2 protein-coding genes are annotated in these 2,598 nt (G+C 70.4%); both read left to right on the top strand.

The features are described from left to right. Positions 1–300 precede the first annotated feature (300 nt). A complete protein-coding gene (locus tag ACFU53_RS47620; RefSeq protein WP_384006801.1) occupies positions 301–1,077 on the top strand; it encodes an ECF subfamily RNA polymerase sigma factor, BldN family in 777 nt (258 codons plus the stop codon). A gap of 285 nt (positions 1,078–1,362) precedes the next feature. Further along, positions 1,363–2,595, top strand: a complete 1,233-nt coding sequence (locus tag ACFU53_RS47625) for a DUF5667 domain-containing protein (RefSeq protein WP_384006804.1) — start codon at positions 1,363–1,365, stop codon at positions 2,593–2,595. Positions 2,596–2,598: the final 3 nt, after the last annotated feature.

Here is a 2,598-nt window from a genome sequence, read left to right on the forward strand (position 1 = left end):
CATTCCAGCCGTCCTACCCCCACTCCACCCCCCTCAGTCCCGCCGTCCGCACCCGACCACAACACGCCCCGCACCCAGACGGAACACGAACTCAATCGATCAACAATCGATCACGGAGCGGCCCTTTAGCAGCCGTCAATCAGTAACAGAAGCGACGTAATCGATGATTTGAGCAACTGGGTGTAGCAGTGCCTGCACGAAGCGTTATTCTCCTCAAACGCAAACGGGTACCCCTCCGTCGCTACGACGGGTGAAAGGTTCCGTACTGCACGTGATGGAAGCTCTGCCTCTGGGAGTCCCGTGTACCCACACGTCGGGGTTGACGCCTCGGGCCTGGCTACGCTGCGCGCGACGGTCAACCAACTGTTGCGCGGCTTCGTCCCCACCGCGTACGCCGTCCCCGCCCTCGCCACCACCGCCGCGCCCGTCGGCCCGTGCTACGCACTGGCCGACGGCAGCGCGGCGGTGGGCAGACGAGGCCGTTCGGGATCCACCGCCACGACCACCCGCCGACCAGCCGCGGACAGCGACAGCGCCCGCATGATGGACCTCGTCGAACGCGCCCAGTCCGGCGAGGCCGACGCGTTCGGTCGCCTGTACGACCAGTACAGCGACACCGTCTACCGCTACATCTACTACCGCGTCGGCGGCAAAGCGACCGCCGAGGACCTCACGAGTGAGACCTTCCTGCGCGCCCTGCGCCGCATCGGCACGTTCACCTGGCAGGGCCGCGACTTCGGTGCCTGGCTGGTCACGATCGCCCGCAACCTGGTGGCCGACCACTTCAAGTCCAGCCGTTTCCGCCTGGAGGTCACCACCGGCGAGATGCTCGACGCCAACGAGGTCGCGCGCTCCCCCGAGGACTCCGTCCTGGAGTCCCTCTCCAACGCCGCCCTCCTCGAGGCCGTACGCCGCCTCAACCCCCAGCAGCAGGAGTGCGTCACCCTCCGATTCCTGCAGGGCCTCTCCGTCGCCGAGACCGCCCGCGTCATGGGCAAGAACGAGGGCGCGATCAAGACCCTCCAGTACCGCGCGGTCCGCACCCTCGCCCGCCTCCTGCCGGACGACGCCCGCTGAACCCCGCCGACCAGGACGACCGCCGCTGAGCGACACCGCGCCGAGCGCACCGATCGCACACGCTCCGCGATCCTCAACTCACCTTCCGTCGAAGTCCGTTGGCTTCCTCGCCCGATCATCCGCCGTCCGTAACCCAAGTGCCACGCCGCTCGTTGTGCGGGATACAGGCTCCCTGTGGTCGCGCCTGGCCGACACCGATCACTCGATCGTGTGGATCGGTCGGGGACGCGCAACCCTCAGGACCCCCTGGGGAGTCGACCGTCATGACGAGAGGAGGTGCCGCCAGTGATCGCGAACGTATCGGCGCACCGGCGGGCGAACGCCTTCGCCCAGGCCCTGGAGGAGCTTTCCGACCAGGGCACGGCGGCCGAGCAGCCCGAGGGATCGGCACCGGCTCGGGCAGCACAACGGACCGAGCAGGGCCGCATGGTGGCCCTCACGACCGGTCTCGACGAGTTGCCCAAGCCAGTGCTCGACCCCGAGGTCAAGGTCGTCCATCGGGCCCAGTTGGTGGCCGCGATGGAAGCCATGCTGCGGGACGGCACACTGCCGGGGCGCAAGGCGGCGGACCCTTCGGTGCCCGAACAGCGATCGGGCAAGGCGCGAGGCGCGCACCGGGCAAACCCGCTGGGAAAGTTGCGACCACGGTCCCGACTGACGAAGGGTCTCGCCGCGGGCGGGCTCAGCGTCGGTGTGGCCGCGAGCGCCTTCGGCGGTGTGGCCGCCGCCAGCTCGGACGCCCTGCCCGGTGACTCGCTCTACGGCCTCAAGCGCGGCATCGAGGACGTGAAGCTCACCCTGGCCGACGACAGCGACGACCGGGGCCGGCTCTATCTGGACCAGGCGTCCACCCGGCTCAGCGAGGCACGCCGCCTCATGGAGCGCGACCGGGGCGGACAGCTCGACCACGAGTCCCTCGGCGAGATCCGCCGCGCCCTCACCGGGATGCGGCACGACGCCTCCGAGGGCCACCGCCTGCTCCACGAGGCCTTCGAGCGAGATCCGGAGTCCCTGGGCCCCATCCAGGCCCTGTCGGCCTTCTCCCAATCCCACCGCGAGGCCTGGGGCGCGCTCCGCGACCGGCTGCCCATGCAGCTCGGGGACGTGAGTCAGCAGGTCTCGTCGGTCTTCGACGCCATAGACGACGAGGTCGCCCCGCACTCGGCGCTCCTGCCACAGCCCCCCGCCCAGGGCGGCGACGGCAATCAGCGCTCCACGGACTCCGGCGCCCCCGGCACCACGGATCCCGGCCGCCCGGCCCCGAGCGCCACCGGCGGCTCCGCCAGCGGCAGCGAGGACACCACCAGCAAGCCCAAGCCGTCCACGTCGGACCGCGGCGGCGAAGGCCTCGTCGGCGGCACCACCGGCGGCCTTCTCGACCCACCCCAGGAAGACACCACCAGCACCTCCCCGTCCACCGGCAAGTCCACCCCGGCCGAACAGCCCGACGTCACCCTCCCACCCCTCCTCCCGGGCCTCCTGCCCGGCCTGGGTATCGACGGCGACGACAAGAGCTAGTCC

The organism is Streptomyces sp. NPDC057474, from assembly GCF_042802555.1.
Lineage (GTDB): Bacteria > Actinomycetota > Actinomycetes > Streptomycetales > Streptomycetaceae > Streptomyces.